Source organism: Pseudomonas sp. (genome assembly GCF_050739995.1).
Taxonomy (GTDB): Bacteria; Pseudomonadota; Gammaproteobacteria; order Pseudomonadales; family Pseudomonadaceae; genus Aquipseudomonas.
Genome location: NZ_JBOICG010000741.1, coordinates 1 through 3257, shown reverse-complemented (window position 1 = coordinate 3257; position 3257 = coordinate 1). Strand labels below are relative to the sequence as shown.

Below are 3257 nucleotides of genomic sequence, written 5' to 3'. Positions count from 1 at the left end.
GCGCGGATGAGCGACGGTTGATCCTGACGCTGGATTGGCTCGCATAACCGCGTAGGATCAACCTCTCTACACGGTCTGAATGATGCCCCTCATGCTGCAGAACATCCCTACTCATGTGATTGCCGGGCCTTTGGGTGCCGGCAAGACCAGCCTGATCAAACACCTGCTCGCCCAGCGCCCGGCCAACGAGCGTTGGGCCGTCTTGATCAACGAGTTCGGGCAGATCGGCCTGGACGCTGCCTTGCTCACCCAGGATGACGACGGCATTGCTCTGGGCGAAGTGGCCGGAGGCTGTTTGTGTTGTGTGAATGGTGCGCCGTTCCAGGTGGGCCTGGGTCGCTTGCTGCGTAAGGCCAAGCCGGATCGGTTGTTTATCGAGCCATCAGGCTTAGGGCATCCGGCGCAATTGCTCAAGCAACTGCGGGCTGCGCCTTGGCAGCAGGTGCTGGCGGTGCAACCCTGCGTACTGGTGTTGGATGCCCAGGCGCTGGCGGCGGGCAAGGCTTTGCCTGAAGCACAGCGGGAAACACTGACAAGTGCCGGGCTGCTGGTGTTGAACAAGGACGAGTCGCTCGATGCGGCTCAACGTCAGGCTATCGAACGTCTATTACCCAATCGACCGCTTTATTGGACCCAGCAGGCGCATTTGCCGTTGGCGCAGTTGCCGGGTCTGAATTCAACAGCGGCAACCGCTGTGGATAACTTCGAGTTGCCCAAAGGTTTGGCGCAAATACCCGCCATCTGGAGTGATCCGGCGCTGCCTATCTGTCTCAGTCAATCACAGGAGGGTGGCTGGAGCATCGGCTGGCGCTGGCACCCGAGCCAGCAATTCGATACCCAGCGCCTGCATCACTGGCTGGGCAGCCTTGAATGGCGTCGTGCAAAGCTGGTTATCCACAACCGCGACGGTTGGGTCTCGGCCAATGCTGTGGATAACAGCCCACTCGACTGGCAACCCAGCGAGTGGCGTCGTGATTCACGCATGGAGTTGATTTTCAGCGAACCCCAGGATGGGGTCGCGTTGCAGAGCGCTCTTGCCGCCTGCCGTCAGTGACGGTGCTTGGTGGCGTGGTCCTGACGCCACTGGCTCAATTCAATCACTTCGGCGCTGGGCAGCGGTGTCTTGATCTCGAACGGGTAGGGCGCCAGTTCGATCTGGGCGCTGTGGGCGCCAAACTGGGTGATGGTCCCGGGGTGACGGGCTTCCCCGGTCACGGTGAACTCGAAGTTATAGATGCGGGCCAGGCGCCGCCGACCATTGGCGTCCTTCACAAAACCAATGCGTTTCAACGCCACCGCGCCGTCGAGCAGTTCGATGTCGAGCTTGGCGCAATGCTGCTTGACCCGCTCCAGCGCCCGCTCGCGCAGGCCGTGGTTGTGCCATACCCAGGCGGCACCGGTCGCCAGCAGCATCAACACGAAGATGTTTCCCAGGGTCAGCATGCGATGAACTCCAACAAAGTGAGAGCAGCTTAACTGTGTCGCTGGTCTGTCGTACAGGCTGCGTTTAGTCGCATACTGCGCGGCCAGAATTTCAATGGCTTTACGGAAATCTCCCGCATGAAACGCACACCTCATCTGCTTGCGATCCAGTCTCATGTGGTCTTTGGCCACGCCGGAAACAGCGCCGCCGTGTTCCCCATGCAGCGGGTCGGGGTGAATGTCTGGCCGCTCAATACGGTGCAGTTCTCCAACCACACTCAGTATGGCCAGTGGGCGGGAGAAGTGTTGGCGCCGCAGCAAATTCCTGCGCTGGTGGAAGGCATTGCCGCGATTGGTGAACTGGGTAACTGCGACGCGGTGCTGTCCGGCTACTTGGGCAGTGCCGATCAGGGCCGGGCGATTCTCACGGGTGTGGCGCGTATCAAGGCCATCAACCCCAAGGCCCTGTACCTGTGTGATCCAGTGATGGGGCATCCGGAAAAAGGTTGCATCGTGCCCCAGGATGTCAGTGATTTCCTGCTGGACGAAGCCGCAGCCGTGGCCGATTTCCTATGCCCCAACCAGCTTGAGCTGGACAGCTTCGCCGGGCGCAAGCCGCAATCGCTATTTGATTGTCTGGGCATGGCCAAGGCGCTGCTGGCGCGGGGGCCGAAGGCGGTGCTGGTCAAACACCTGGATTATCCCGGCAAACTGCCGGATGGTTTCGAGATGCTGCTGGTCACCGCTGAAGGCAGCTGGCACCTGCGCCGGCCGTTGCTGGCCTTTCCGCGCCAGCCGGTGGGTGTGGGTGACCTGACGTCCGGGCTGTTCCTGGCGCGGGTGCTGTTGGGCGACAGCTTGCTGGCCGCCTTCGAGTTCACGGCAGCCGCCGTGCATGAAGTACTGCTGGAAACCCAGGCCTGCGCCAGCTACGAGTTGGAATTGGTGCGGGCCCAGGATCGTATCGCCCATCCGCGTGTGCGATTCGAAGCGACACCGATCAGCCTGTAATCACGCAAAACCCAATGTGGGAGCTGGCTTGCCTGCGATAGCGGTCTGTCAGTCACCTCTGTATTGACTGATCTACCGCCATCGCAGGCAAGCCAGCTCCCACATTTGAATCGTGTTCGCAGCCGTCAGCCTTTGATTTCCTGATAACGCTTTTCCAGCTCCTGGCGAATCTGCCGACGCTGCTGGGCCTGTACGAAGCGGCGTTTGTCTTCACTGTTCTGCGGCTGCAGCGGCGGTACAGCGGCCGGTTTGCGCTGGTCGTCCACCGCCACCATGGTGAAGAAGCAGCTATTGGTGTGACGCACCGAGCGCTCGCGGATGTTCTCGGTCACTACCTTGATGCCCACCTCCATTGAGGTGTTGCCGGTGTAGTTGACCGATGCGAGGAAGGTCACCAACTCGCCGACATGGATCGGTTCGCGAAAAATCACTTGGTCGACCGACAGCGTGACGACATAGCGCCCGGCATAACGGCTGGCGCAGGCGTAGGCCACTTCGTCGAGATACTTGAGCAGGGTGCCGCCGTGGACATTGCCTGAGAAGTTGGCCATGTCAGGGGTCATCAATACCGTCATCGACAGTTGGGCGTTTCCGGGTTCCATAGCACACTCACGGGTTGTAGGCATCGGTTGAGGGGCACCTCTGCGGATGCTGGAATCTTTGCAGCGCTCTCCCTTACGGGACGCCGGTGGGCCGCTCGCCGTCACGCCGGGACCGATCTGTTTCCATATATTGCACCGGCTTTCTGCCGGAAGTCGCGGTGTTAACCTTCAAAAGCCCATCTCAGGGTATTACTTACGATCAAGGCCGACTTTTCCTTTCGC

General features: G+C 60.5%; 4 protein-coding genes. 2 read left to right on the top strand and 2 right to left on the bottom strand.

The window, feature by feature from the left end; genetic code table 11:
• The first annotated feature begins 91 nt into the window (after positions 1 to 91).
• On the top strand, positions 92 to 1054 hold the full coding sequence (locus ACRESD_RS25175; protein WP_431753382.1) for a CobW family GTP-binding protein: 963 nt from the start codon (positions 92 to 94) through the stop codon (positions 1052 to 1054).
• Here ACRESD_RS25175 and ACRESD_RS25170 read toward each other — a convergent pair.
• Positions 1048 to 1443 carry a DUF3301 domain-containing protein gene (locus ACRESD_RS25170; RefSeq protein ID WP_431753381.1) on the bottom strand — a complete coding sequence of 132 codons (396 nt, stop codon included), beginning with the start codon at positions 1441 to 1443 and terminating at the stop codon, positions 1048 to 1050. The genes ACRESD_RS25175 and ACRESD_RS25170 overlap by 7 nt on opposite strands.
• 117 nt (positions 1444 to 1560) lie before the next feature.
• Between ACRESD_RS25170 and pdxY the strand changes: the two genes are divergently transcribed.
• On the top strand, positions 1561 to 2433 hold the full coding sequence (gene pdxY / locus ACRESD_RS25165; RefSeq protein ID WP_431753380.1) for a pyridoxal kinase PdxY: 873 nt from the start codon (positions 1561 to 1563) through the stop codon (positions 2431 to 2433).
• A 125-nt stretch (positions 2434 to 2558) separates the two neighbouring features.
• On the opposite strand, the gene ACRESD_RS25160 is transcribed toward pdxY, so the two are convergent.
• Positions 2559 to 3035 (bottom strand): acyl-CoA thioesterase, encoded by a 477-nt coding sequence (locus tag ACRESD_RS25160; RefSeq protein WP_028618540.1) that lies wholly within the window; start codon positions 3033 to 3035, stop codon positions 2559 to 2561.
• Positions 3036 to 3257: the final 222 nt, after the last annotated feature.

What these genes read in the sequence shown, in the direction of transcription:
- ACRESD_RS25175 (WP_431753382.1), top strand. Translation starts at nt 92, where the DNA reads ATGCTGCAGAACATCCCTACTCATGTGATTGCCGGGCCTTTGGGTGCC.
- ACRESD_RS25170 (WP_431753381.1), bottom strand. Translation starts at nt 1,443, where the DNA reads ATGCTGACCCTGGGAAACATCTTCGTGTTGATGCTGCTGGCGACCGGT.
- pdxY (WP_431753380.1), top strand. Translation starts at nt 1,561, where the DNA reads ATGAAACGCACACCTCATCTGCTTGCGATCCAGTCTCATGTGGTCTTT.
- ACRESD_RS25160 (WP_028618540.1), bottom strand. Translation starts at nt 3,035, where the DNA reads ATGGAACCCGGAAACGCCCAACTGTCGATGACGGTATTGATGACCCCT.